This is a genomic window from Pontimicrobium sp. SW4 (assembly GCF_039954625.1).
Taxonomy (GTDB): Bacteria; Bacteroidota; Bacteroidia; order Flavobacteriales; family Flavobacteriaceae; genus Pontimicrobium.
The window spans coordinates 1,416,821-1,441,931 of the sequence record NZ_CP157199.1; the positions used below are offsets into that span (position 1 = coordinate 1,416,821).

Annotated in this window: 16 protein-coding genes; 8 read left to right on the forward strand and 8 right to left on the reverse strand. The window is 32.3% G+C overall.

What is annotated here, in order from left to right:
- The first annotated feature begins 132 nt into the window (after positions 1 to 132).
- The gene (locus tag ABGB03_RS06770; protein WP_347925945.1) at positions 133 to 975 is read left to right on the forward strand and encodes a M23 family metallopeptidase; all 843 of its coding nucleotides are present in this window, start codon (positions 133 to 135) and stop codon (positions 973 to 975) included.
- 40 nt (positions 976 to 1,015) lie between these two features.
- Here the strand turns inward: ABGB03_RS06770 and ABGB03_RS06775 are convergent, their stop codons facing one another.
- Together ABGB03_RS06775 and ABGB03_RS06780 are read right to left on the reverse strand one after the other, a co-directional pair.
- Positions 1,016 to 1,933, reverse strand: coding sequence for an EamA family transporter (locus ABGB03_RS06775; RefSeq protein WP_347925946.1), 918 nt, complete (start codon positions 1,931 to 1,933; stop codon positions 1,016 to 1,018).
- Positions 1,934 to 4,960, reverse strand: a complete 3,027-nt coding sequence (locus ABGB03_RS06780) for a hypothetical protein (protein WP_347925948.1) — start codon at positions 4,958 to 4,960, stop codon at positions 1,934 to 1,936.
- 57 nt (positions 4,961 to 5,017) lie between these two features.
- On the opposite strand from ABGB03_RS06780, the gene aspA reads away from it, so the two are divergent.
- Together aspA and ABGB03_RS06790 are read left to right on the forward strand one after the other, a co-directional pair.
- Positions 5,018 to 6,478 carry an aspartate ammonia-lyase gene (gene aspA / locus ABGB03_RS06785; RefSeq protein WP_347925950.1) on the forward strand — a complete coding sequence of 487 codons (1,461 nt, stop codon included), beginning with the start codon at positions 5,018 to 5,020 and terminating at the stop codon, positions 6,476 to 6,478.
- Positions 6,479 to 6,580: 102 nt separating this feature from the next.
- The gene (locus tag ABGB03_RS06790; RefSeq protein ID WP_347925951.1) at positions 6,581 to 8,707 is read left to right on the forward strand and encodes a DPP IV N-terminal domain-containing protein; all 2,127 of its coding nucleotides are present in this window, start codon (positions 6,581 to 6,583) and stop codon (positions 8,705 to 8,707) included.
- A gap of 53 nt (positions 8,708 to 8,760) precedes the next feature.
- On the opposite strand, the gene ABGB03_RS06795 is transcribed toward ABGB03_RS06790, so the two are convergent.
- Positions 8,761 to 11,508 carry a prolyl oligopeptidase family serine peptidase gene (locus ABGB03_RS06795; protein ID WP_347925953.1) on the reverse strand — a complete coding sequence of 916 codons (2,748 nt, stop codon included), beginning with the start codon at positions 11,506 to 11,508 and terminating at the stop codon, positions 8,761 to 8,763.
- A gap of 130 nt (positions 11,509 to 11,638) precedes the next feature.
- On the opposite strand from ABGB03_RS06795, the gene ABGB03_RS06800 reads away from it, so the two are divergent.
- From ABGB03_RS06800 to ABGB03_RS06820, 5 genes are all read left to right on the forward strand, one after another.
- Entirely contained in the window at positions 11,639 to 12,541 is a 903-nt protein-coding gene (locus ABGB03_RS06800) for a serine hydrolase (protein ID WP_347925955.1), read from the forward strand.
- A gap of 128 nt (positions 12,542 to 12,669) precedes the next feature.
- A complete protein-coding gene (locus ABGB03_RS06805; protein ID WP_347925956.1) occupies positions 12,670 to 14,022 on the forward strand; it encodes a hypothetical protein in 1,353 nt (450 codons plus the stop codon).
- 69 nt (positions 14,023 to 14,091) lie between these two features.
- Complete coding sequence (locus ABGB03_RS06810) at positions 14,092 to 15,147, forward strand: histidine kinase (RefSeq protein ID WP_347925958.1); 1,056 nt, start codon at positions 14,092 to 14,094, stop codon at positions 15,145 to 15,147.
- Complete coding sequence (locus tag ABGB03_RS06815) at positions 15,140 to 16,165, forward strand: histidine kinase (RefSeq protein WP_347925960.1); 1,026 nt, start codon at positions 15,140 to 15,142, stop codon at positions 16,163 to 16,165. The genes ABGB03_RS06810 and ABGB03_RS06815 overlap by 8 nt, the downstream gene beginning before the upstream one ends.
- Entirely contained in the window at positions 16,162 to 16,917 is a 756-nt protein-coding gene (locus tag ABGB03_RS06820) for a LytTR family DNA-binding domain-containing protein (protein WP_347925962.1), read from the forward strand. The genes ABGB03_RS06815 and ABGB03_RS06820 overlap by 4 nt, the downstream gene beginning before the upstream one ends.
- Here ABGB03_RS06820 and ABGB03_RS06825 read toward each other — a convergent pair whose 3' ends face one another.
- From ABGB03_RS06825 to ABGB03_RS06845, 5 genes are all read right to left on the reverse strand, one after another.
- Positions 16,918 to 17,682 carry an SDR family oxidoreductase gene (locus tag ABGB03_RS06825; RefSeq protein WP_347925964.1) on the reverse strand — a complete coding sequence of 255 codons (765 nt, stop codon included), beginning with the start codon at positions 17,680 to 17,682 and terminating at the stop codon, positions 16,918 to 16,920. It abuts the gene before it with no gap.
- Complete coding sequence (locus ABGB03_RS06830) at positions 17,683 to 18,447, reverse strand: SDR family oxidoreductase (protein ID WP_347925966.1); 765 nt, start codon at positions 18,445 to 18,447, stop codon at positions 17,683 to 17,685.
- A complete protein-coding gene (locus ABGB03_RS06835; protein ID WP_347925968.1) occupies positions 18,448 to 18,807 on the reverse strand; it encodes a cupin domain-containing protein in 360 nt (119 codons plus the stop codon).
- A 216-nt stretch (positions 18,808 to 19,023) separates the two neighbouring features.
- A complete protein-coding gene (locus tag ABGB03_RS06840) occupies positions 19,024 to 21,810 on the reverse strand; it encodes a prolyl oligopeptidase family serine peptidase (protein WP_347925969.1) in 2,787 nt (928 codons plus the stop codon).
- Between the two features lie 70 nt (positions 21,811 to 21,880).
- Positions 21,881 to 25,111, reverse strand: a complete 3,231-nt coding sequence (locus ABGB03_RS06845; RefSeq protein ID WP_347925970.1) for a glycosyl hydrolase — start codon at positions 25,109 to 25,111, stop codon at positions 21,881 to 21,883.

Consider the following 25,111-nt stretch of genomic DNA (forward strand, 5'->3'; position numbering starts at 1 on the left):
TGCTAAATTCGCATTCCTTACAATCCAAAATCTACACATTGTTTTACTACTGATTAGTTTTAGTAAATGAAATTAATAATTTATTCGTTTTTATTTTTTTGCCTGTCATTTAAGGCGTTTTCGCAGTCTAACATGAAATTTCCAAATGCGAAACCCATAGCAAGTATAACTATTGATAATGATTCACTAAAGAGTTCTTTTATAGAAAAATCAGCAAATACGATTGATATTAAAGGAGAATTTTGGGATACTCAGAAATTTAATCCTTTTAAAGATGAAGTTGTTAAGTTCCCGATACAAATTAAGTTTGAGGATAGCATATATAGGTCTCCTATACTCGATAGCATGGTTATTACTTCACGATTTGGATGGCGTAATAGAAGAGCTCATAAAGGTATAGATATAGATCTTATTACTGGTGATGATGTGGTATCAATTTTGGATGGCGTTGTACGTTTTACTAGATATAATTCAGGTCATGGAAAAACAGTAATTGTGAGACATTACAATGGTTTGGAAACCGTTTATGCACACTTATCTTCTTATGCTGTAAAAGTGAACGATTCTGTAAAACGTGGACAAATTCTTGGTAAAGGTGGTGCTACTGGAAATGCACGGGGTAGCCATTTGCACTTAATTGTGAACTATAAAGGTATAGCTATTAACCCTGAATATTTATTTGACTTTAAAGAGGCAAATAAAATTAGATCATCTGAGATATGGGTTACACGCCGATGGGCAACTCCGTATTTGCATAGTTCAAAGCGAAGAACTAAGCTAGAGCTGTTAAGCACTGAAGATGAAGCAAAAGCAAGTCTTGTTAAAGAGATAAAAATATATGTGGTTAAGCGTGGAGATACGCTTTCTCACATTTCAAGAAGAAACAATGTTTCAATTCGATCAATTTGTATCGCAAATAATATAAAAAGCACAACGCTTTTAAAGGTTGGGCAAAAGCTTAAACTAGAAATGTAGTCATACTTAAAAAGTATATCACTTTCTAATCGTACAAATTTTATCTTCTAAACCTTGAAAATATGGCCAATTTTTTCTTGGTATTTATAAAATAAACACCTGTCAACAACACTACTGCTGCGATTATAGACTGCATTGTAATTTGCTCATCTAAAAAATACCATCCTAAAAAAAGTGCTACAATTGGGTTTACATATGTTGAAGTCGCCACTTTTTCTGGTGATACAATCTTAAGTAAGTAGTTAAAAGATGTAAAAGCAACAATGCTTCCAAGTAATATTAATAATAGAATAGAAAGTTGTACTTCACTACTCCATTCCGTAGGTAATGACCAAGACTCACCAAATAATGCACTAACTATTAATAGCATTATACCACCTGTAAACATTTGATAACCTGTATTAATAAAATAATTGGAAGGTAAATCTGCTTTTCCAACAAACAAACTTCCATAAGCCCAACTCAACATGCACACAAAAATCATGAGCATGCCAATAATTGAGTTTTCTTGACCAATTATTTGCTTCTGACTTACTAACAAATAAATACCAATAAAGCCTAGAACTACTCCAATAAAGGACATTAATTGAATTTTCTTTCCTTGATGAATACGCATTAATAAAAGTATCACTAAGGGTTGAGCAGATATCTCTAAAGCAGCAAAACCACTATCTACATATTTAAGAGCCCAAACAACAATACCATTTCCAAATGTCAAAAACAAAAAACCAGCGATAGTCGCATTTATTAACTGCCGTTTGGTGATTTTTAGTGAAATTCCAAGTGCTTTAGCAATAACAAAAATGAACACTCCAGCAGTAACGAATCGTACTGAAGCAAGCATAAAAGGAGGTAATTCACCAACAGCAATTTTATTAAACAAGTACGTAGAACCCCAAATCACATAGATTGAAAAAAATGCTAATACTATTAAGAGCGTATTATGAGGTTTTTGCATCTATTCCGTTGCTTCTTGCTTAAGCTTATTGAATTGTATAACTAACTCTTCATATCTGTTTTTTGCTTCTTCTCCTGGTAATTGGTCTGCTCTACTTATCATATTCAATAAATATGAAATTTGCGATAGCATCATTTGTTGCGGATAAGCACCTTTTTTTTCGTTTTGCAATTGTTTTAAAACTACATTTATTTGTTCTAAACGTTCAACTTTAGCTTTGGCTTTTTTCTTTTTTAAAGATTTAGCCTCTTTTTCAAGACTAGCTTCTAATTTTCTAGCATCAGAAAGCAAATCCATAACTTTATTTTGCATAGTTATTTGCTCTTCTATATTTGTAGCTGTAATACCTTCTTTTTTGACTCTAGGATCCAAAAGAATTTCAAAACTTTGCTCAAACGACTGTTCTCCAACTGTTAATCTAGCTGTATATACTCCAGGAGCTACCATTGGCCCTCCTTTATAACGTCGTGCCTTATTTTTGTTCCAAGCTCCTTTTTGACTTAAATCCCAATCAAAACGATGTAGCCCAGGTTTTCCAACTAGTTTTTTATCAACAAAACGGAGTATTTGGCTTAAGTTCATATCTTCTACTTCTTTCACTGTAGATTTTAGTTTTGTACTATCACTTAATATTGTACTTATAACTTCTTTATTTGAGTTTAAAATTTCTAACTGCACACCTCCTTTAGTGTCTTTTGGAAGATAATAATCTATAGTAACACTTGTTCGTGGATATCTTGGAAATGAACTACGTGCATTTGGATATCTATAACGAATTGTATTATCTGGTTTGAATAAATATGGTGTTTCTTTTAGATTATTAATTTGGCTTTGTCTTAACGAAGTAATATTGTCTAAAATCCAGAATCCACGACCCATAGTACTAATAACTATATCTCCTCTAAAAATTTTAAGATCTGTTATTGGAGTTACTGGTAAATTTTGCTGGAATTTTTCCCATGACTCTCCATCATTAAATGATACGAATATTCCAAACTCTGTTCCAGCATATAATAGCCCTTCACGAACGGGATCTTCGCGTACAACACGCGTTGTGAAATCGGTAGGAATACCATTTTTATCGGTTGATAATAACTCCCATTTCTCACCATAATTATTAGTAACATAAATATATGGTTTAGCGTCTCCTAGCAAATGTCTATCAACAGCTATATATGCTTTAGCTGGATTAAATTGAGAAGGCTCCACAGATTCTACTCTACCACCTTTTGGTAATTTTTTTGGCGTTACATTTGACCAAGTTTTACCTCCATCTCTAGTAACAGACACAACACCATCATTAGATCCTGTCCAAATAAGTCCTTCTACTAGTTTTGATTCTCTAATAGAATATAGAGTGCTATAGTATTCTTCACCTGTAATATCTCTTGTAATAGGGCTTCCAGAAATCACTTGCTTATCTTCTTCAAAAGCGGTAAGATCTGGAGAAATGGTTTCCCAAATAAGTCCATCTGTTACCGTTTTATGTAGGTATTGTGATCCGTGATACACAACATTAGGATTATGAGGAGATACATGGATTGGTGCTACTCGCTGGAATCTATATTTTAAGTCTTTAGGGTTATGTCCATAAATATTTGATGCACCTACATAGTAACCTCGTTCAACACCAGTAAGTTTATTAAATACTCCGAAACGACCTTTACAATTCGCATACACAGTATTATGATTACCTGGTTTTGGAACAGCAGGTCCAGTTTCACAACCTCCTGTATTAATTATCCACCCTGTTCCTGCATTTTGAATGGCGCTAGGTGGAAAACTAGGGACAGCAATAGTAGACGAGTTATCTTGTTGTCCTGCATACAGCCAATATGGGTATTGATCGTCAACTTCTACTTGATACAATTCTGCTGTTGGTTGGTTAAACTGTGTCGACCATGTTTTTCCTCCATTATGAGTAACGTTTGCTCCACCATCATTTGCTTGAATCAATAAATCAGGATTATTTGGGTTTATCCAAATATCATGATTATCACCATGTGGCACACTCATACGCTTCCACGTTTTTCCTCCATCTATTGACTTTAATAAAGGGTTAGCATTTGAGTAAATAATATCAGGATTTGTTGGATCTAATTCAATATTAGTGTAATAAAAAGGTCTGTTTACTAAACCTATATTACTAGACACTTGCTTAAATGATTTTCCTTGGTCAACAGATTTGTATAGTCCACCCTCCTTTCCAGGGGCTTCAATTACTGCATATAAAATACTTGAGTTTACAGGAGATACAGCTAAATCTATTTTACCAATTAACCCCTTAGGCAAACCCTTTTCTAGTTTAATCCAATCTTTTCCTCCATTAATTGATTTGTAAATTCCACCTTCATCGTTATTCCCTCCAGAAATGATTGTCCAAGGTTTGCGTTCAGCTTTCCAAGCTGCTGCATAGACTATATTTGGATTTCCTGGAAGTAGTTCTAAATCGGAAAATCCCACTTTATCTGAAATAAAGAATACTTTCTCCCAGTTTTGACCACCATCTGTCGTTTTATAAATTCCACGTTCTTCATTTGCTTTAAATGCATTTCCAATAGCTGCAACCCAAACTACATTATTATTCGTTGGATCTATTTCTACAGCACCAATTTGTCCAGTTTCTCTTAAACCAATATGTTCCCATGTTTTTCCTGCATCTATAGATTTATAAACACCTTTACCACTAATGACGTTGCTTCGTAATCCGTCAGATCCTGTACCAACATAGACAATGTTTGGGTCATTAACTGCAACTTCAATTGCACCAATGGATGGTGTTGCAAAAAAGCCATCAGATACATTATTCCAAGTAGTTCCATAATCGTCAGATTTCCATACACCAGCACCAGAAGCACCTAAATAAAATGTTCCAGGTAGCATTGGTGTACCAGTTACTGTGGTAACTCTTCCACCTCTTTCCGGTCCAACTGTGCGGTATTTAAAAGCCTTAAAATCTTGGGCGATTAATGCACTAGTAATAAAAAATGATAATAGAAATTGAACAGAATAAAATCGAGTCTTCATACGACAAAAAATTGGTTGGTTAGAATCCAAAGTTAAGTAAAATTAGTGCTATATTTAATGTTAAAATTCAACAAATGTTTTTATTCATTTTTACTTATGGAATTTAGAAAAGAAATTGACTTATTAGGTGAATTAGATATTCATCAAGACAGCTATTATGGAATCCATACTCAAAGAGCTATTAATAATTTTAATATATCTAACTCAAAAATTGGAGATTACCCTTTGTTTATAAAAGGTCTGGTTATTACTAAAAAAGCCTGTGCAATGGCTAATAAGGAAATTGGAGCCATAGCAGATGATAAAGCAGACATGATTATTAGTGCATGCGATGAGATATTAAATAATCTTATACAATATTCAGATTATTTTCCGACAGACGTATTTCAAGGAGGTGCTGGAACTTCAGTAAATATGAATACGAACGAGGTGATTGCAAATGTTGCTCTTGAACTTCATGGTTATAAAAAAGGGAATTATAATGTTTTAAACCCAAATGATCACGTTAACAAATCACAATCGACAAATGATGCCTACCCTACTGGTTTTAGAGTTGCTACATATTTTTACATTAATAGTTTACTTAAACATATTGAACATATTGTAATTCAGTTAGATAAAAAGTCTATTGAATTTTCAAAAGTTTTAAAAATGGGAAGAACTCAATTACAAGATGCAGTGCCCATGTCACTTGGTGATGAATTTAAAGCTTGGGGAGCAAATCTTACTGAGGAAATTAAAAACCTTAAAATGTGTCGCGATTTAGTTTTAGAAGTTAACTTAGGAGCTACAGCTATTGGTACAGGACTTAACGCGCCAAAAGGATATTCAGAGAAATCTATTGAGTATTTAAAAGAATTAACTAATGCAAACTTTATTAAAGCAGAAAACTTAATAGAAGCAACTTCTGATTGTGGTGCTTATGTTATGATTTCTGGAGCATTAAAAAGAACAGCCGTAAAATTGTCAAAAATTTGTAATGATTTAAGGTTACTATCTTCTGGTCCAAGATGTGGATTTAATGAAATAAATCTTCCAGAAATGCAAGCAGGTTCTTCTATCATGCCAGCAAAAGTAAATCCTGTTATTCCAGAAGTTGTAAACCAAGTTTGTTTTAAAATTATTGGTAACGATGTCACTATCTCTTTTGCTGCAGAAGCTGGACAATTACAATTAAACGTTATGGAACCAGTAATTGCACAATCATTATTTGAGTCTATAGATTTACTGTCAAATGCATTTGCTACATTAACGGATAAGTGTATTATTGGTATAACAGCAAATGCTGAGCACACTAAAAATATGGTTCTTAATTCTATTGGTTTAATTACTTTTTTAAACCCGTATATTGGGCATCATATGGGTGATGTTATTGGTAAAGAAGCTGTGCTTACTGGCAAAACAGTTAAGAAACTTGTATTGGAAAAACAATTACTGTCAGAAGAAGAACTTGATGAAGTTTTAAGTTTTGAAAATTTAATGCACCCTCAATACAAAGCTCAACTCTATAAAAAATAGTAAACTAATTTTAACATATCATTAACCTTATTCGTCTTAAAATCAATTTATCAATCTTATTAATTCAATTACCTTTACTAAAATTTAATAAATCCAACCAAAATGTTTAAAAATCGTTTTAGAGCCATAGCATTAATGGCATTTGTAGCAACACTAGTTATTCCTTTCAACTCAAGTTTTGCACAAGACAAGTTAAAAAGGATGCCAGGGTATGAACAATATCAAAAAATGGCACCACAAATTCGTAGCTCTGTTAAGTATGGAAGCTTATCTGCAACCTGGAGTGAAGATGGTAATTCTTTTACCTATAATCAAGATGGTAAGCAGTATAAATATGATGTAAAAAAGAAGAAGGCTACCGAAATAGGTGATGCCCAACCAAGACCTAGAAGAAGTTTTGGGAACAGACCAGCAAGAGGACGTCAGTATGCTTCAGCTGAATCTCCAAATAAAAAGCTAAAAGCATTTACTAAAGATAGAAATATGTACATCAGTAATCCTGATGGTACTAATGTAATACCTATCACAACCGAGGGTAATGATGATAACCAAATTAAGTTTGGAATTGCAACTTGGGTATATGGTGAAGAATTAGGACAAAACACTGCGATGTGGTGGTCTCCAGATAGTAAGAAAGTGGCTTTTTATAGATTTGAAGAAAAAGATGCTAAAAAATATTATGTTATTTACAACCAAACAAAAATTCAAGATTCTGTAGAAATTGAAGCCTATCCAAAAGTAGGTGCTAAAAATTTACCTGTAGACTTAATAGTTTATGACTTAGATTCTAAAAAGACGATAACGCTAGATATAAGAGATGGACAACCTTATAACGATGGAGCAATCGGAACTTATATCTACAACATAGATTGGTCTCCTGATGGTAAAGAACTATTATTCCATAGCACAAATAGAAAGCAGGATATTATGGAGTATAAAGCAGCAGACCCAAACACAGGAAAAACAAGAGTTGTGGTTCGTGAGGAATGGCCAGCAAGTTTTACTAGAAACTCTCCAGAAATGCGTTTCCTAGAAGATGGAAAACGATTTATTTGGGCGTCAGAAAGAAACGGATTTAATAACTACTACTTATACAATATTGATGGTACATTAATAAATCCAATAACAACTCATAATTATGAAGTCTCAAGAATTATAGATGTTGACGAAAAAAATGGATATGTATATTACTATGCTAGAAGTGGTGATAATCATATGAAAATGCAATTACATCGTGTAAAGCTTGACGGGACTCAAAATACGCGATTAACAGATCCTGCGTTTAATCATAGCGTTACTATTTCCCCTAATGGCAAATATTTTGTTGATGTAGCTCAAACACACGATATACCACCATTTACTAGTTTGGTAAATTCAAAGGGTAAAGTAATTGATGAGCTTACAAAAAGTGATATGACGAAGTTTAACGAACTTGGTTTAAAAAAGGTTGAAGCATTTACTTTTACATCAGCAGATGGTGTTACAGAATTACATGGGATGCTACACTTCCCTTCTAATTTTGATCCTAATAAAAAGTACCCTTCGATTTTAGCTATATATGGAGGTCCTTCAACTAATGGTTTTAGAGAAAACTTCACACTGCCAAATGCTATGACTGAATATGGTTTTTTAGTTGTAAATCTTGATGGTAGAAATGTTGGTGGAAGAGGAAAAAAGATGTTAGATAAACTATATGGTAATTTAGGAATTGTTGAAATGGACGATTTTGCCGAAGGTATTAAATCGCTACATGATAGGCCATATTTTAATAAAAACAAAGTAGGTGTTGTAGGAACTTCTTATGGTGGTACAACCGCAGCTACTAGCCTATTACGTTTCCCAGAGGTTTATCATGCAGCTGTTGCAAACTCTGCTGTAACGGATTGGAGAAACTACGACAATGTATATACCGAAAGATATATGAACCTTATTGAAAATAACAAAGAAGGATATGATGCTGGTAGTATTATGAAGTATGCAGACAATCTTAAAGGTGAATTAATGATTTTCTACGGAACAAATGATAACAATGTACATCCTGCGAATTCATTACAATTAATTCAAGCATTACAAAAAGCTGGTAAAAGCTTTGAAGTACAAGTTGGTCCTGATCAAGGACATACTGCTGTGAATAGAGATCGCATGATGGAATTTTTTATTACACACTTAGTAATTAACAACTTTACTCCAGATGTAAATCAAAGTAAAGCTGATCAATTTAAGAACTAGTTTAAAATATTATTGATAATAAAAAAGGGAAGCATTATTGCTTCCCTTTTTTATTAGTCTTTAGATTTGTTTTTCAATCTACGTTGTTGTTCAGCATAAGGTATTCCTTCTGTCATCCAATCTTCTGCTGGTTCGTCTTTTAAATAATGTCCAAACCATTTTAATATACGTTGCTGATAATCTATTCTGTTTTTATCCTGACGCAAACCATGTCCCTCTTTTGCATACACAAGTAGAACAAAAGGTTTAGCTGCTCTTCTAGCTGCATTATAATAAGCTATTCCTTGAAACCAATTGACATTCTCATCATTATCACCAACTTCAAACATGATTGGTGTATTTAGTTTTTCAATATTCATCACAGATGAATTTCTTAAATAACTATCTGGAGCTTTCCATGGCGCAACTTCCATACGTTCTTGACTTACTTCAAAATGAGCGTTTTCTGGCGTACCTCCAAAAGCAGGTGTTACAGCTAAGTTCATACTAATAAGCTCTGTTAAACCAGCACCAGCGACACTTGCCGCAAAAATATCTGTTTGCGTTGGCACAAAACCAGCTTGGTAACCACCCCAAGAATGTCCAATTAAACCAACTTTTTTAGCATCAACATCACCTTTTTCAATAATAGATTTTACCACATTCTCTAAGTTCTTAGCAGAAGAAATTCCTGGGTCTCCAGCGATAAACTCAATATCTGGATTCAATACAAAATAGCCATTTTGGGACCATACTGTAGTATTATAGTAATTCGTTTTAGACGGATTAATATAACCATGAAATCTATCTGATAACTTCTCATATATATAAGTTATCATAGGATATTTTTCCCCCTTTACATAATCTGCCGGATAATACAAAATTCCTTGAGCCTCTTTCCCTAATGCATTTGTGTAAGTAATTAACTCCGCTTTTCCCCAAGCATAATCCTTCTGAAAAGCATTGGTGTTAGAAATTTGCTTTGTTTTTTTAAATGACGTATTGGTTAAAAACAAATTTGGAGATTGTGTATACGTTTGTTCCATAAATGCAATATCATCAGATTTCTTTGCCTTAATAGTTCCAGAAATCATAGTATCCTTATAGATTAAGGTCTTCATCTTTCCTTTAGATAACACAGCCATTCCAGAGTTTTTATTATACCTCCCAAATAATCTAAAATAAACTGGGTTTTTAAAATCTATGCTTTTTTGTGTTCTGTCAAAATTTTGATATCTGTAGATTATATTATCCTCCTTTCCATTAGTTAGTCGCTTCGGACTATTACCATCAGTGAAAAATTGCCAAACATCAAACTCAGAATTAACAAGGTAAGATTTACTATCACTACTCCATCCAGCAAACCCAAATGCTGGTTTTTGAGCCATTGGATGATCATTGTCAACATCTATAAAACTTGCATCTATGTTTTTTGAAATATTTATTGATTCTTTAGTATCTATATTGTATAAGTACAAATGATCATTACTTAAATATATAAAGTGCTTATTATTTGGGCTTACATCCCAATATCTACTGGCTTTAGTAACTACTTTTTCTAATGCACCATTTAAAGTGTTTACGGTATATAAATCATAATCAGGTCTTCCAAACATAACTTCAAAATCATAAGGGGTTTGATCTTGACCAATACTAATTGAAGTTTCCGTTTGTATTCTCACACGATCGATTACATCGCTTTCTAATTGATAATACTTGTCGCTATTTGTATTCCAAACTGATAACTTAGAACCATAGTTTACATTTTTCTTTTGAGCTGGAATAATATCTACATCTCCACTATTCCATATCTCCACTTCAGCAGCTTCATCGTTAGTCTCATTTTTATCGTTTTTCTCTTTTGGAGTTTTACTAACTCTAAAATCTGTGCTAAAAAATATGCTTTCACCATTATCTGAAAACGAAACACCTCTACTCTTAATTTGTGTGTTTTTTGGAAAATTTGTGTGTTTAATATGATTAAAAACTTTAGTCGAATTATTAACATTAGAATTATTTAATCCTTTCCATAACAAAATATCAAATGAATCATCTTTATACAGTGTGTCTTTGGCTGTTCTCAAAACCAACAGGTCTGAACTTTTTTCTCGCCATAGTAAGCCATTGTAAACTTCTTCTTTTTGATCTAAAACCTTTAAATTTCCAGTAATAGGATTATATAATTGCACCGAGTTTCCAACCTTATCATCAGTATTTATTATCATTGACAAAAGTGCTCCTTTGTCCTGCCATTCATATTGCTTAACGTTTCCAAAGGTAACTTCTAGACCACTCTTTAAATCTTTTACAATTAATGTATTTGCTTTATCTTTTTCTCGCTTCATCGCAAGGAATGAATTAACGCCACTAAACTTATAATTAACAACATCAATAAATTCTAAAGAATCTCCTGTAGATAAATTAACAACACCCATTTTTTGTGGAGCTTTCTTTTTCGTCTTCTTTTGTCTATTAGAGATGTCTAGCTTTTTTTGAGCCTTTCCTGTCAGTACTTTTTTATAAGCCATCCAGTTGTTATCCGCAGAAAAAATAGCAGCTTCAGCATTTGTTATTAGCCTTGATTCTTTTGTTTTAGTATTTACTACTGTTAATGTTTTATCATTATCATTGGTAATTATACCAAATTGAATCCATGAACCATCTTCAGTAAAAGAGGTTCCCCAATTAATACGTTCCCATTTCCCGTAATCTTGTTCAGGAACAGGTTTTAATTGAGAATCTTGAGAATTTACAATTAGTGAAAAACATATAGTAATAACACTGAAAATTAATTTGGAATACTTCGAGAAAAAAGAAATCATGTTAAACGGTTTTATATAATTATGTGTTTAAAAACTAAAAGTAATAAATTTCATCTAACTAAAACTAAGAGGTCACATAAGTATTCTATAATTCAATTTATTATTCATAAATTTAGTTTTTACTTAAATCATGCTTCAAATAGCTTTATTTAGAAGGTTTACAATAATAATCATCTTCACCAATTTTGGATGTAAAGAAACTAATCAATTAGATATACTTAAAACAGATATCGAACAGCAAATTGGTGAAATAGAAGGAGATATTGCTGTAGCTTTTCTTGATTTATCTAATGAAGAAAACTCAATTCTCATTAATGTTGATGAAGCGTTTCATGCAGCAAGTACTATGAAAGTTCCAGTAATGATTGAGCTTTATAAACAACAAAAACAAGGTTTAATCAACTTAAGCGATTCTATTGTATTAGTTAATGAATTTAAAAGTATTGCGGATGGAAGTCCCTATAAAATGGATATTGGTGACGATAGTGATGATGTTATCTATAGTAAAATAGGCACGAAACAAACGTTATATGATCTTATGGTACCAATGATTACTGTAAGTAGCAATCTAGCAACAAATGTGTTAATAGAAATTGTTGATGCGAAGAAAACCACACAAACTATGCGCGATTTAGGAGCTAAAAACATTGAAGTATTACGGGGTGTTGAAGACCAAAAAGCGTATGATTTAGGGTTGAGTAATTCTACAACAGCAAGAGATTTATTGGTTATTATGGAAGCTATTGCTAATGGAAAAGCCGGAACAAAAGCAGATTGTGAAGCAATGTTAGAGATACTTAAAGACCAACAATGGAATGATCTGATTCCAAAATATTTACCAGACAATGCTGAAGTAGCTCATAAAACAGGTTCTATAGCAGGTGTGCGTCACGATGCAGCTGTTGTTTATCCACAAAATGGAAAAGATTATGTACTTATATTACTATCTAAAAACCTTAAAAATTTTGATGAAGACACAGATAAATTGGCTAGAATATCTGAGCGAATTTATAATTATGTTGATACTCATTAAGGCTTTTTGACAAGAATTTATAATACAAAATGCAACTCACTACATAAAAAGTGTAATTCACTACATTCTATTTTTTAGAAGTACTATTGTCATATACATTTGCCTCATAAATCAAAAAACGAACAATTATGACAAAATCACTCATTAATCAAAAGCACTTTTTTAGTTTGCTATTTTTCGCATTGCTTTTAGCTATGCCAATCAATTCATATGCTCAAACCAATACAAATATTTCTAACAACAATGGTAAGAGTAGAATTAGCATCTCCAATAATGGTAAGGACTTTAAAATAGAATATGAAGGGGATATAACTTTATCTAATGATGACACAGATATTGTTGCTATTTCTAGTGGTGGCTTTATAGAAATTGAACGCTCTTCATTTGGAAATAGAAGACGTATTGTTATTGAATCTGATAGAAATGGTAACCTTATTAAAAAATATTTTGAAGGACGTACGGAAAAAAACTTTACACCAGAGGGTCAAAAATGGCTAGCTGAAGTTTTGCAAGAAATAGTTAGAACTACTACAATTGGCGCGGAAAGTCGTGTTAATCGTTTTTATAATAATGGTGGTGCTAATGCTGTACTAACTGAAATTAAAAGAATAGAAAGCGACTACGTAAAGGCAGCTTATTTTAAGTTATTATTAAATAAAACCCTAAATAACAACGACTTAGTTAATGTTATTGATACAGCAGGTAATGAAATAGAGTCAGATCATTATTTGGCAAGTATTCTTACTAGTAATCAAAAAGCTTTTTTATCAAGTAATCAAACTATAACAGCCTACATTAATGCTGCTAAAAGTTTAGAGTCTGATCATTATATAACCAATGTTCTTAAAAAAGTAATAAATGATAAATCTATAAGTGATAGCCAAATGGATAGCTTGCTTGAAATTGCTACAAATATTAACTCCGATCATTATGTTACTCAAGTTTTAACCGAAGTAATGGATAGTAGAGCGTTGAACTCTCAAAATATTTCGAAAATTATTTCTTTATCTAAAGACATTCAGTCTGATCATTATAAAACTCAAGTACTTAAAAAAGTGATTAATGATAAGAGCTTACCAAGTAATGCTTATAATGAATTTTTAAACACGTTAAGTGATATTAAATCTGATCATTACATATCTATAGTTATTAATGAATTAATTGATAATGTTGGCTCAAGTAGTGGCAGATATTCTTTAAATAAGTTACTAGATGTTGTAAAGAATAGTGTTGGGTCAGACCATTATGCAGCTACTATTTACATGAAAATAGCTAATCAAAACCTGTCAGATGATCAGTTAGTTTCGGCACTTAATTCTTTAACTCATATTCAGTCGGATCATTCTATGTCACAAGCTCTAATGGCTTTTGCTAATAAAGTTAAGAATTCACCAGAACGCGTAAAATCAGCTTATAGAGCAGCTGCAAAATCAATAGGATCAGACCATTATTATGGTCGTGCAGTAAAAGCTATAGACTAACCAAACAAATACCAAGGTAATTAGTTATACTAAGTCTTAATTTTAGTGTAGATTGATTACCTTGGTTATATGATTTTAACTAACCAGCTCAATAATCCAAAAGTGAAAAAGCACCTGCTCATCACAGTATTAGGTATTCTATTTGGGATATTACTTTATAACTATTTTGATGCTAGCATCCATTTAATTGAACAAACTAATAATTCACTAGAATTAATATTAAGTGCTTTTTGTGGCATATTATTAGCCTATCTTATTTATGCTATTTCAAAAAGGTTAGATAAATTAATTCCTTGGATATCTCAATTAACCAATAGGTTTATAATTGGTATTGTTACTTTATTTACCTGTACTTATGCTGTAGTGCTTTTAGTTGTACTTATATACAACAAGCTTACCAATCAAGTAGTATTAGAAAAAGAGTTATACCAAAGCAACCTTATTAAGCTAGGCATTATTCTGTTTATACTGATACTTATATATAACATTTTTTATTTTGCACTTTACTCATACCACACCTATTCCAAACTTCAAATAGAAGCTGTAAAATATGAACGAAAACAATTCGAATTTCAGTTAAAAGCTTTAAAGTCTCAATTAAGTCCTCATTTTTTGTTCAATAATTTAAATACTATTTCATCATTAGCTTTTAAAGATGAGGTGCAGGCTGAAAATTATATTAGAGAACTTGCAAAAATATACAAATATACACTCAATAGTTATCATACTAAATTGGTAAACATTGACAAAGAATTAGAAATAATTAAAGCCTATCTATCTTTATTAAAAACAAGGTTTGGTAATGCACTTAACTACTCTATTAATGTGTCGGAAAATAATTTTGCAAATAAAATCCCGCCATTAAGCATACAAATGCTTATTGAAAATGCGGTTAAGCATAATCAAGCTACCGAATTAAATAATTTAAACATAGAAATATTTCAGGAAAAAGACCAGTTAGTTGTTAAAAATAATATTTCTGCAAAACCAAAAAATGTAGAGTCTTTTAATATTGGATTGGGCAATATAAATTCTAGGTTTCAGCTTTTATTTAACAAGCAAATATCAATCATTAAAGACGATAATTTTACAGTAAAACTTCCAATAATAGTAGACAATGACTAGGTTGTTTATACATAATCCGTTATTTAGGTTATTCAGTCCTATCTTTAGTGGCATTGTTGTGTATTTACTTATTCTTTTAATTAATAATGATGTAGAGCAACTTCAGGAACAATTTTTAGGTAAAGAACTATATTTCTGTATTGGTTTATCTTTTGTCATACAAGAATTTTCTAGACTCTTGCTATGGGTTTTTAATAAATTGCCATCGAAGTTATCTTCTTCTTTTAAATTACTCATACAAGTAATTGGCTCTATGCTACTTTGTGCTATTTTAGTAACGATTGCCATTGTTGTTTACTATAAGGTTATACTTGGGTTTTCACCTAGCACAAACGAATTATGGCTTTTTAATAGTATTTTTTGTAGCATTACATTTATATACGTAATGTTACATTTAAGTCATCAATATCTATATAAGGAAAATACTAAAATTCTTAATAATGAGTATATAAAAAAGCAACTTATAGAAGATGATTTTATACAATTTGAAAAAGGAATAAATCCTAATTTGCTTTTTGAGTGCTTTGAAGCTATTATTGTACTTGCTAGAAAAAAGTCTGATAATGTTGACGACTTAATTGACCATATTGCGATAGTATATCGTTATATACTTTCAACGAAGAATAAACAGCTTGTAACTTTAGGTGAAGAACTTAATGCAGCAAAAGAATTAGTACAATTATTTAATTATTTGCCTTATAGAGTCATAACGTTAACTACTCAAACTTATTCTAACTTTTTAATTGTACCAGGAAGCCTGTTAACAATCCTAGAGGATGTTATTAAAAATACCATAAATAGTAGCGACTCTTTAGACATTGAAATTAATGAAACACATGATAGCTTAGCGCTAAGCTATGTAAAGAATGATAAAATTAATTCAGAATTTAATTCTAGCTTATTAAGCGATATTAAAAAGCGCTATACGTTTTATAGTAAACAAAAATTAACTATTAAAAACATTCAAGATAAGCGCATTATTAGTATTCCAAAATTAATAACAAAACCCAACCTATGAATGTAGTAATTGTTGAAGATGAAATTCCAGCATTAGAAAAGTTAGAACGCTATATTCTAAAATATGATAATACTATTAATATTTTAGCAAAACTTACTAGTATTCAAGATACTGTTACCTGGTTGCAAAGACATAAGGATTCAGTCGATATGCTTTTTTTGGATATACAATTAAGTGATGGACTAAGTTTTGAAATATTCAATCAAATTCAGCTGGAAAAACCTATTATTTTCACGACAGCATTCGACGAATTTGCTATTGATGCATTTAAGCTTAACAGTATTGATTACATATTAAAACCAATTACATTTACAGATGTTTCCAAGGCACTTACAAAATTTAAGAATTTTAAATCGATACTATCAAGCAACACTTTAAAGAGTGTATCAAATGCAATTGTAAATAAATTATTTAAGGATAGATTTTTAGTGCGTCTAGGAAATCACATCCACTCAATCAAGACAAATAAAATAGCTTTGTTTTATGCCGAAGGACGCACAGTATTTTTGATAACTAACGATACCAAAAAATTTGTTTTAGACTATAAGCTAGAGGATTTAAACCAAATATTAAGCCCTCAAAACTTTATGAGAGTAAACAGAACCTTTATTATTAACCTTGATGCTATAAAAGATGCTATCGTTTATTCAAATAGCCGATTAAAGCTTAAATTAAATGTTAATACAGATAGTGATATTATTGTAAGTAGAGACCGTGTTTCAAGGTTTAAAACTTGGTTTGGCGGTTACTAATTAACGTATATGACTTCCTGCATTCACGTCAATTGTTGCTCCAGTAGCATGATCCATATCGCCACTGCACATTAATGCAACTAAAGGTGCAATATCACTCGGCTTTGTCAATTTGTTTAAAGCAATTTCATTTAAAACACGCTCTTCACCATGGGTTTCAATAAACGATTCTGCCATTTGCGTTCTGGTAAATCCAGGTGCAATAACAAACGATTTTATGTTCTCTTTTCCAAAAGATCGTGCTACACTTCTTGCCAACGATGTTAATCCTCCTTTTGACGCTGCATATGCCAAGTATTCTTCTGTTTCACCTCTAAACACAGCACGACTTCCAATGTAAACAAAGCGTCCTCCTTTTTGAATTCTAAAGTGGTCAATTCCTAGTTTGGTCATCATACCAACCGAATCTAAGTTAATTGTTATAGTAGATTTCCAAACATTTAACCAATCTTCAAAACTATCTTTAATTGAATGTTTCAAAAACACGCCAGCGTTTAAGATAATAGTGTCTATATGTCCAAATTCAGCGACAACATTTTCAAATAAATTGATAACCTCTCTCGTTTTACTTAAATCTGCTTGAAATGCTTTTGAATTGGTCTCTGGATACTTTAAAACTAAAGCTTTAGCTGATGTTTTATCCGAATTATAATGTATAGCTACCCTTGCTCCCATCTTCATGTTGTACTCAGCAATAGCTTGTCCTATCCCTTTAGAAGCACCAGTAATTAGTATGTTTTTATCAGCTAAATCTATATGTGTCATTTACAGAATATGTTTAATCCAACCTCCATCAACAGCTAAGGAGGTACCAGTAATATAACTCGCTCTTTCACTTGCTAAAAAAGTGACTGCTGCTGCGAATTCTTCTGGATTACCGAAACGTTTAAGAGGAATTTCATTAATGGCTGATGCAAATGAAGGATTGCTATCAATTAAAGATAAAAGCCTATTAGTCTTTGTGTATCCAGGCATCACATTATTTACTGTAATATTGTGTTTCCCTAATTCGCTTGCCAAAGTTTTTGTTAAACCAGCAACCGACGCTCTAACGGAATTTGACAAAATTAAATTATCAACAGGTTGTTTTACTGCTTGTGAAGTGATGGCAATGATTCTTCCCCATTGTTGCTGTTTCATACCAGGGATAACAGCTTTTATTAATGACACAGTACTTGCTAATAATAGCTTGTAAGTGTTGTCCCAGTCGTCCATCGATAAATCTTCAAATTTTCCTGAAGGTGGCCCTCCAGTATTTGTTATTAAAATATCAACTTTCTTATGATGATTAAAAACAGTTTTTAAAACGGAAGCTCTTTCCTTTTCATTAGCTAAATCACCAGAAATAGCTAGAACTTTAGTTTGAAACTTATGCTCTAATTCATTTCTGGTGGTTTCTAATTTATCTTTATTTCTACCATTAATAATGACAGTTGCACCTTCCTTTGCTAATTCTACAGCAACAGCTTTACCCAAACCGTCACTAGACGCAGCAATAAAGGCTATTTTACCTTTTAAACCTAAATCCATTTATTTTCGCAAATAATCGTCCGTACCATCTAGCCAATCTTCACGTATTGGTGACCAAGTATCAATTTCTTCAACATCACCAATCATTAGGGCTTCATGTGGTACATGAGCTGGAATCACTACAGAGTCTCCTGGTCCTAAATCCATAGTTTGCTCTTTATTGGCACCAAACCAAAAACGTATTGTTCCAGAAATTACCTGTGTAACTTGCTCGTTATGATGCTCATGAAGCGGCACTAAAAACCCATCTTTAAATTTCATTTTTGCAACCATAACCTTATCTCCATAAATCATTCTACGTTGCATTTTATCAGTAACCTGTTCTACAGGTACATCATCCCAATTAACTTTTTTAACCATATTATCTTTTATTTAATTAACAACAAACGCCAAATTCTCGTAATATAAGTGCAATTCCAATCATAATAAAACCTATTCCACCAGTTCTTATTTTGAACTCTCAACTTCCCTTTGATTCTCTATTCTTAATTTTTACTTCATAAAAGTATATTAAAGCTATTCCAAAAATAATGGATACAAAAGCAAGAATAATATTCAATAAAGAACTTAACGTCATTAATTCTTTATCAATTCTAAACCTTGGTTAATCCCTTTTTCAATAGCTGGAACTCCTCTTTCCATCCAAACTGGTTTTGGAGCGCCTTTTAAATAATGATCAAAAAATTGTTGCATTCTAATATTGAAATCTTTTCTGTTTTGCATTTTTAATGGCCAATGTCTTGCTCCGTTATAATTTAATAACCATGATGGCTTTCCTAATCGTCTAAGAGCGGTAAAATATTCAATACCTTGATACCATGGTACATGGCCATCTTTATCATTATGCATAATTAATAATGGAGTATTTACTTTATCCATATTATAAATTGGTGAGTTTTCTACATAACGTTGTGGATATTCCCAAGGCGTTCCTCCTATTCTACTTTGCGTATGCTCATATTGAAATTGACGACTTAAACCAGAATCCCATCTAATTCCTCCAAATGCACTAATCATATTAACTACTGGAGCGCCAGATTCAGCTGCTTTGAAAATATCTGTTTTTGTTACTAAATATGCTATTTGATATCCACCCCAACTGTGCCCTTGGGTTCCAATATTGTCTTTATCTACAAAGCCTTTTTCAACTAAAGATGTAATTCCAGGAATAACGCAATTAAAAGCACTTTCACCTGGGTAACCTTCACGGTAATACACATCAGGGTTAAAAATTAAATATCCTCTACTTGCATAAAAACTATAATTAATTGATGATCGTCCTGGAGATGGTGCTTTATGTCTATAAAGTCCATTTGAACTCTTTTCATAAAAGTTAACAATCATTGGGTATTTTTTATTTGGATCGAAATTTTCTGGTTTAATAAGCATACCTTCTAATTCCATACCATCTAAAGATGTCCATTTAACTATCTCAGCAGTTCCCCAATTATATTCACTTTGTTGCGGATTAGCATTGCTAATAACTTTGCTATTTTTAAAACTTAAATCGGAAATTCTAATGTTTGGAAACTCTTCAAAAGATTGTCTTGAAAAAATTACTTTATCGCTATTTCTAGCTTTAATAGGTCTAGAATATGAATAAGGTCCAGACAGCAATTGTTTTCCTTTTCCATTTTTAGCATTGTATTCATAATAACCAGAGTTCTTATTGTTTTCATCAAAAGTCGTTAATAGCCACTCGCCAGAATCATCAATAAAATCTTCATCAATATCTAGTCTTACATAACGATAGGTTACTTTTTGTTCTCTTCCTTTAGTTAATCTAATACTTGAACCATTGCTTGGATTGAACTTCCAAATATCGTATCTATCATAAATTAGCACAGACTCATCATTTTTAGTCCAACCAGCAGAACCATAAGATCCTGGATAGTTAGGAGAATCGTTTAACTCGTTATAAAACACTTTCCCTTTTGTTAAATTTATGCGCTTGTTTGTAGCTAAGTTATATGCTATCCAAGTACTATCTATTGAATGATAACCAAACACATACTTCCCTTTTGGGCTCAAGCTCATCGATGAAGGAGCATTGGTTAGCACTTGTTTACTAGTTCCACTAGTTACATCGATAACTGCATAATCACTATTTCTTCTTCCAGTCCATTGACTTTCTAACATATATGGCTCAGGATTACTTATTAATGCAATTGATGCATTGCCTTTATCTGTTAATCTAGCGTTCGGAAATTCAGTTGTAGCAAGTTGCACAAGTTTTTTATTGTTTAAGTGCACAACTGTTTGGTATGATTTCTTTTGGTCATTTTTTACTTGAATCTCTTGAACTGTATACAAACGCGGTTCGTCATAAGTCCAAACTTCTACATCCACTATTTCTTCTTTTAAAAGTGTGGTATCTTTTACAATTGGAGGTGTTGCTAAGCCAAAATATAATTTAGAATCATCTTGCGAAAAACTTATATTACCATCAGACGATACACGATAGCCTTTTGGAGCAGAGATGTCATCAGCAATTATAGATGCTTTCGCTTGCCCTTCACTCCAATGGTATAACTTATTTGGTCTCACAAGTGTTTTAGTTGTATCGGTATCAACAACGAAACCTAAGTTTTTACCAGAATCGCTAAATTGTAGTTGATAATATTTAGCTTTGTTATTTGCTTCAAATACATTAGAAATACTTCCATTATCAAAGTTCTTAATATAAACACCTGAATTTGCTTTATTATCCTCGCCTGTGGTTACATAAACTAAACGCTTACCTTCTTTAGCAAAACTAAAATCTGTTACATACTTTAACGTATCCTCTTTACCGCTTACTAAATCTCTAACGACTAAGTGGTAACCATTATCTTTACTTACTTTTTTAGTTTTCTTTTTGCTAGTATTCTTTTTAGTATCACTAGTATCTTCAGATTTTTCTTTCTTTATATCTGTTAAATAATAACCAACTACATCTGACCATTTACTAGGTGCTTTATAAGATTTTACATTAGCAATTTTTGTTAAAGACTTAGTTTTTAAATTAAAAATACCCAAGGTATCATTTGGCATTTTATCTTTTTTCACTTTACGTCGTTTCATTTCTGTAATACTATCTTTCCATGCTTTTATAGTGAATAATGCATAGTTAGAATCGTAGGTTAATCGCCCATTTTCTGAACGTTCATGCTCAAAAATTAATGAAGCATTCGCATCTTTAATTTTTAAATGATTGTCTTTTTCTCCTTTTTCTAAGGTGTATACAACAAATTTACCATCAATAGAAATTGCTTGATTCTTTATGGTATTCCAAATATCAAAATCTTTGTGATCTAATATTTTTTTTTGAGCAAATGAATTAACTCCAATAAATAATAAAGTAATGTATAGTACTTGTTTCATCTTTTAAATTTTGCTTTTATAAATTTTAAAAGAGCTACTAGAATAGTATTAGTAGCTCTTTAATATACTATTAATCGTTTTTCATTCCTTGCCCTTCAATCCAAGGGGCACCAGTAGCCTTTAAATCTCGTTCAATTTCTGGTAGTGTGTTATTAAGAACAGTTTTGAGTTTAGCCTTGACTTTTTCTAACTGACTTTTTACTCTTTTCAGCATCGCTTGGTGTTCATCTGTAGGTCCGTATGTGTTTCCTGATGCTCTCCAACCAAGAGAATTTCCTTCACTAGCTCTTGGGTTAGATCGTTCTCCAATCTCTCCTTTAGTATCATCACCATTCAGTTCTTTATCAATATCTAATAAAACAATACGCGCATCATTAATTCTTTTGAATAAATCATCATTTGGCTTTTCTGCTTTATTCAATGCTCTTTCCATAGCATCAATTGTTTGAATACTTCTTGATAATGCAACATTAGTTGCGGTTAAATCCTGCTGGAAAGCAAAAGCTTCGTTTCTAAAGGCGCTCATTTCTGCATATGATTTTCTCTTTAAAGCACCATCATACATAGGTACTACTTTAAAAGACTTTGGTCCTTCTAGTACAGTATTAATACCATCTACTCGTTTTACAATAGTTAGGGTATAATCTCCAGGAGTAGCCATAACACCACCTCCACCAAAACCGCTACCGCGAGATTGTAATCTTTCACCACCTTTATTTGGATAAGTAAGAGACCAATTAACTCTATTAAATCCTTTTCGATTTGTTCCTTCTACAGTGTTAACAACATTTCCATTCGCATCTTTTATTATTAATAAAATGTGTGGTCCCTGTTGCCTGTTCTCCGTTTCTATAGCATCCCAACTAGGGAAATCTGTATTGGTTTTTTCTCTAGCTTTACGTTCATCCTTTAGAGATTTTACTTTATTCGACATATAATAAGTAAAAATTGCACCAAAAGGAGGGTTTTTTGCTGAGTATTCATTATCTCCTTGACTACCAACTCTACTATTAGGACTGTACCAAAGCGCATCTTTTATTGGAAATAAAGTTGCTTCTTTTGATAACATAGAATCTTCAAATTCACGTAAAGGAGTAATATCATCTAAAATAAAAATTCCTCTACCAAATGAAGCTGCTACTAAGTCATTTTCTCTTCTTTGTATAGTAATATCTCTAATTGCAATTGTTGGAATACCACTTTTAAGTTGCATCCAATTTTTTCCGCCATTTCTGGTAAAGTAAACCCCAAATTCAGTTGCTGCAAATAATAAATCTTTCTTTATATGATCTTGAACTAAACGCCATGTTAACAATGTTTTTGGCAAATCTCCATTCATGAGTGTCCAAGATTTTCCTTTATCAGTACTTTTAATTAAATATGGTTTATAATCCCCATACTTATGATTATCCAAAGCCGCATAAACAACATTGGCGTCAAATAAATCAGCTCTTACATCATTAACAAAAGCTGTTGATGGTACCCCTTTGATATTTCCTAAAGCAAATTTTTTCCAATTTGCACCACCATTTTCAGTCACTTGAATTAATCCATCATCAGTCCCAGCATATAGCAATCCTTCTTCTTTTGGAGATTCAGCTAAGGATGTTATTGTATTATAATTTGACATGGCTCCAATGTCCCATGCATTATCCCAACTTTGCTGTTTGTCATCATAAAAAGGCAATGTTATTCTTTCTTGATTTAAAGTTAGATCTGATGAAATCGGTGTCCAACCATCTCCTCTATTTTCAGATTTCCAAACCCTTTGTGATGCAAAATAAAGTCTTGTTGGATTATGCGGGCTTACTAATATTGGCGCATCCCAATTAAAACGCTCAAAAGGATCACCTTCTCTAGCTTGAGGTTGAATAAATACTGTTTCTCTAGTAGTTTGATCAATTCTCCATAAGGCACCTTGTTGGAACTCTCCATAAGTGATATTAGGATTTCCAGGTTCAGTTGCGGATTGATGACCATCTGCTCCTAAGGTTTTCCACCAATCGATATTTTTTATTCCATCAGCAAACACTGTTCTAGAAGCTCCTCCTTGAGAACCATTGTCTTGTGTCCCTCCATATACTTTATAAAAAGGCTCACTATCATCTACAGCAATTTTAAAGAATTGTGTAATAGGCAGATTGCTAACATATTTCCAGCTATTAGTTAAATCGAAACTTTCATAAAGTCCTCCGTCTGTTCCAAACAAAACATAATTAGGATCAGAAGCTTTAAATGCCATGGCATGACTATCAACGTGCTTATTGCGTTCGTTCATTCTATTAAATATCTTACCATGATCATCGGAAATTAGCACCGTATTGTTCATCAAAAACAATTTACCCTCATGATGCGGCGAAGCATATAACTCTTGGTAATAATGAGGTCCAGTACCACCAGAAACAGTATTAGATTGTTTAACCCATGATTCTCCTTTGTTTTCAGACATATAAAAACCACCTTTTTTTCTATCTGTTTCAATTACAGCATAAATAACATCCGAATCAAATGGAGATATAGCTAATCCTATTTTACCCAAATTTGAACCAGGTAATCCTTTTTTTAGTTTTGTCCAAGTATTCCCTCCATCAGTACTTTTATGAATTCCTGTACCTGGGCCTCCACCCATATATGCAGCAACTGTACGATGTCTTTGCCAACTAGCAGCGTATAAAATATCTGGATTGTTATGATCTATTACAATGTCTGTTGCTCCTACCCATTCACTATCTCCAAGTGTGCGATTCCATGTTTTTCCACCATCAGTAGTTTTATAAACACCTCGTTCTCCTCCTTTGCTCCAAAGAGGACCTTGAGAAGCAACCCAAACTATGTCTGAGTTTTCTGGATGAACGATAATGGTTGAAAGATGCTCTGATTTTTTAAGCCCCATGTTCTTCCATGACATTCCATCATCATGACTCACATAAATACCATCACCAAATGCAACATGTCGACCACCTACGTTTTCTCCTGTTCCAACCCAAATAGTGTGAGGGTTAGATGGATCGATAGCAATACTACCTATTGAATATGATGTTTGGTTATCAAAAATTGGCTTCCAAGTTGTTCCAGAATTAATTGTTTTCCAGACACCACCAGAGCCAACAGCAACATACCAAACATTTTCGTTTTCTGGATGAATAGCAATGTCTGCTATACGTCCTGAAGTTAGAGCTGGTCCAATATTTCTAAAACTTAACCCGCTAAAAGTAGATTCATTAATTGTTTGGGAATTTCCTGTGAAAATCATTCCAATTAAGCAAAGCCAAAGAAATGATCTTTTATAGATAGTCTTCAT

Excerpts from the sequence above, each read along its gene's own strand:
- ABGB03_RS06770 (WP_347925945.1), top strand. The coding sequence starts at position 133 with ATGAAATTTCCAAATGCGAAACCCATAGCAAGTATAACTATTGATAAT.
- ABGB03_RS06775 (WP_347925946.1), bottom strand. The coding sequence starts at position 1,933 with ATGCAAAAACCTCATAATACGCTCTTAATAGTATTAGCATTTTTTTCA.
- ABGB03_RS06790 (WP_347925951.1), top strand. The coding sequence starts at position 6,581 with ATGTTTAAAAATCGTTTTAGAGCCATAGCATTAATGGCATTTGTAGCA.
- ABGB03_RS06805 (WP_347925956.1), top strand. The coding sequence starts at position 12,670 with ATGACAAAATCACTCATTAATCAAAAGCACTTTTTTAGTTTGCTATTT.
- ABGB03_RS06840 (WP_347925969.1), bottom strand. The coding sequence starts at position 21,810 with ATGAAACAAGTACTATACATTACTTTATTATTTATTGGAGTTAATTCA.
- ABGB03_RS06780 (WP_347925948.1), bottom strand. The coding sequence starts at position 4,960 with ATGAAGACTCGATTTTATTCTGTTCAATTTCTATTATCATTTTTTATT.
- ABGB03_RS06800 (WP_347925955.1), top strand. The coding sequence starts at position 11,639 with ATGCTTCAAATAGCTTTATTTAGAAGGTTTACAATAATAATCATCTTC.
- ABGB03_RS06835 (WP_347925968.1), bottom strand. The coding sequence starts at position 18,807 with ATGGTTAAAAAAGTTAATTGGGATGATGTACCTGTAGAACAGGTTACT.
- aspA (WP_347925950.1), top strand. The coding sequence starts at position 5,018 with ATGTTAAAATTCAACAAATGTTTTTATTCATTTTTACTTATGGAATTT.
- ABGB03_RS06795 (WP_347925953.1), bottom strand. The coding sequence starts at position 11,508 with ATGATTTCTTTTTTCTCGAAGTATTCCAAATTAATTTTCAGTGTTATT.
- ABGB03_RS06815 (WP_347925960.1), top strand. The coding sequence starts at position 15,140 with ATGACTAGGTTGTTTATACATAATCCGTTATTTAGGTTATTCAGTCCT.
- ABGB03_RS06845 (WP_347925970.1), bottom strand. The coding sequence starts at position 25,111 with ATGAAGACTATCTATAAAAGATCATTTCTTTGGCTTTGCTTAATTGGA.
- ABGB03_RS06820 (WP_347925962.1), top strand. The coding sequence starts at position 16,162 with ATGAATGTAGTAATTGTTGAAGATGAAATTCCAGCATTAGAAAAGTTA.
- ABGB03_RS06830 (WP_347925966.1), bottom strand. The coding sequence starts at position 18,447 with ATGGATTTAGGTTTAAAAGGTAAAATAGCCTTTATTGCTGCGTCTAGT.
- ABGB03_RS06810 (WP_347925958.1), top strand. The coding sequence starts at position 14,092 with ATGATTTTAACTAACCAGCTCAATAATCCAAAAGTGAAAAAGCACCTG.
- ABGB03_RS06825 (WP_347925964.1), bottom strand. The coding sequence starts at position 17,682 with ATGACACATATAGATTTAGCTGATAAAAACATACTAATTACTGGTGCT.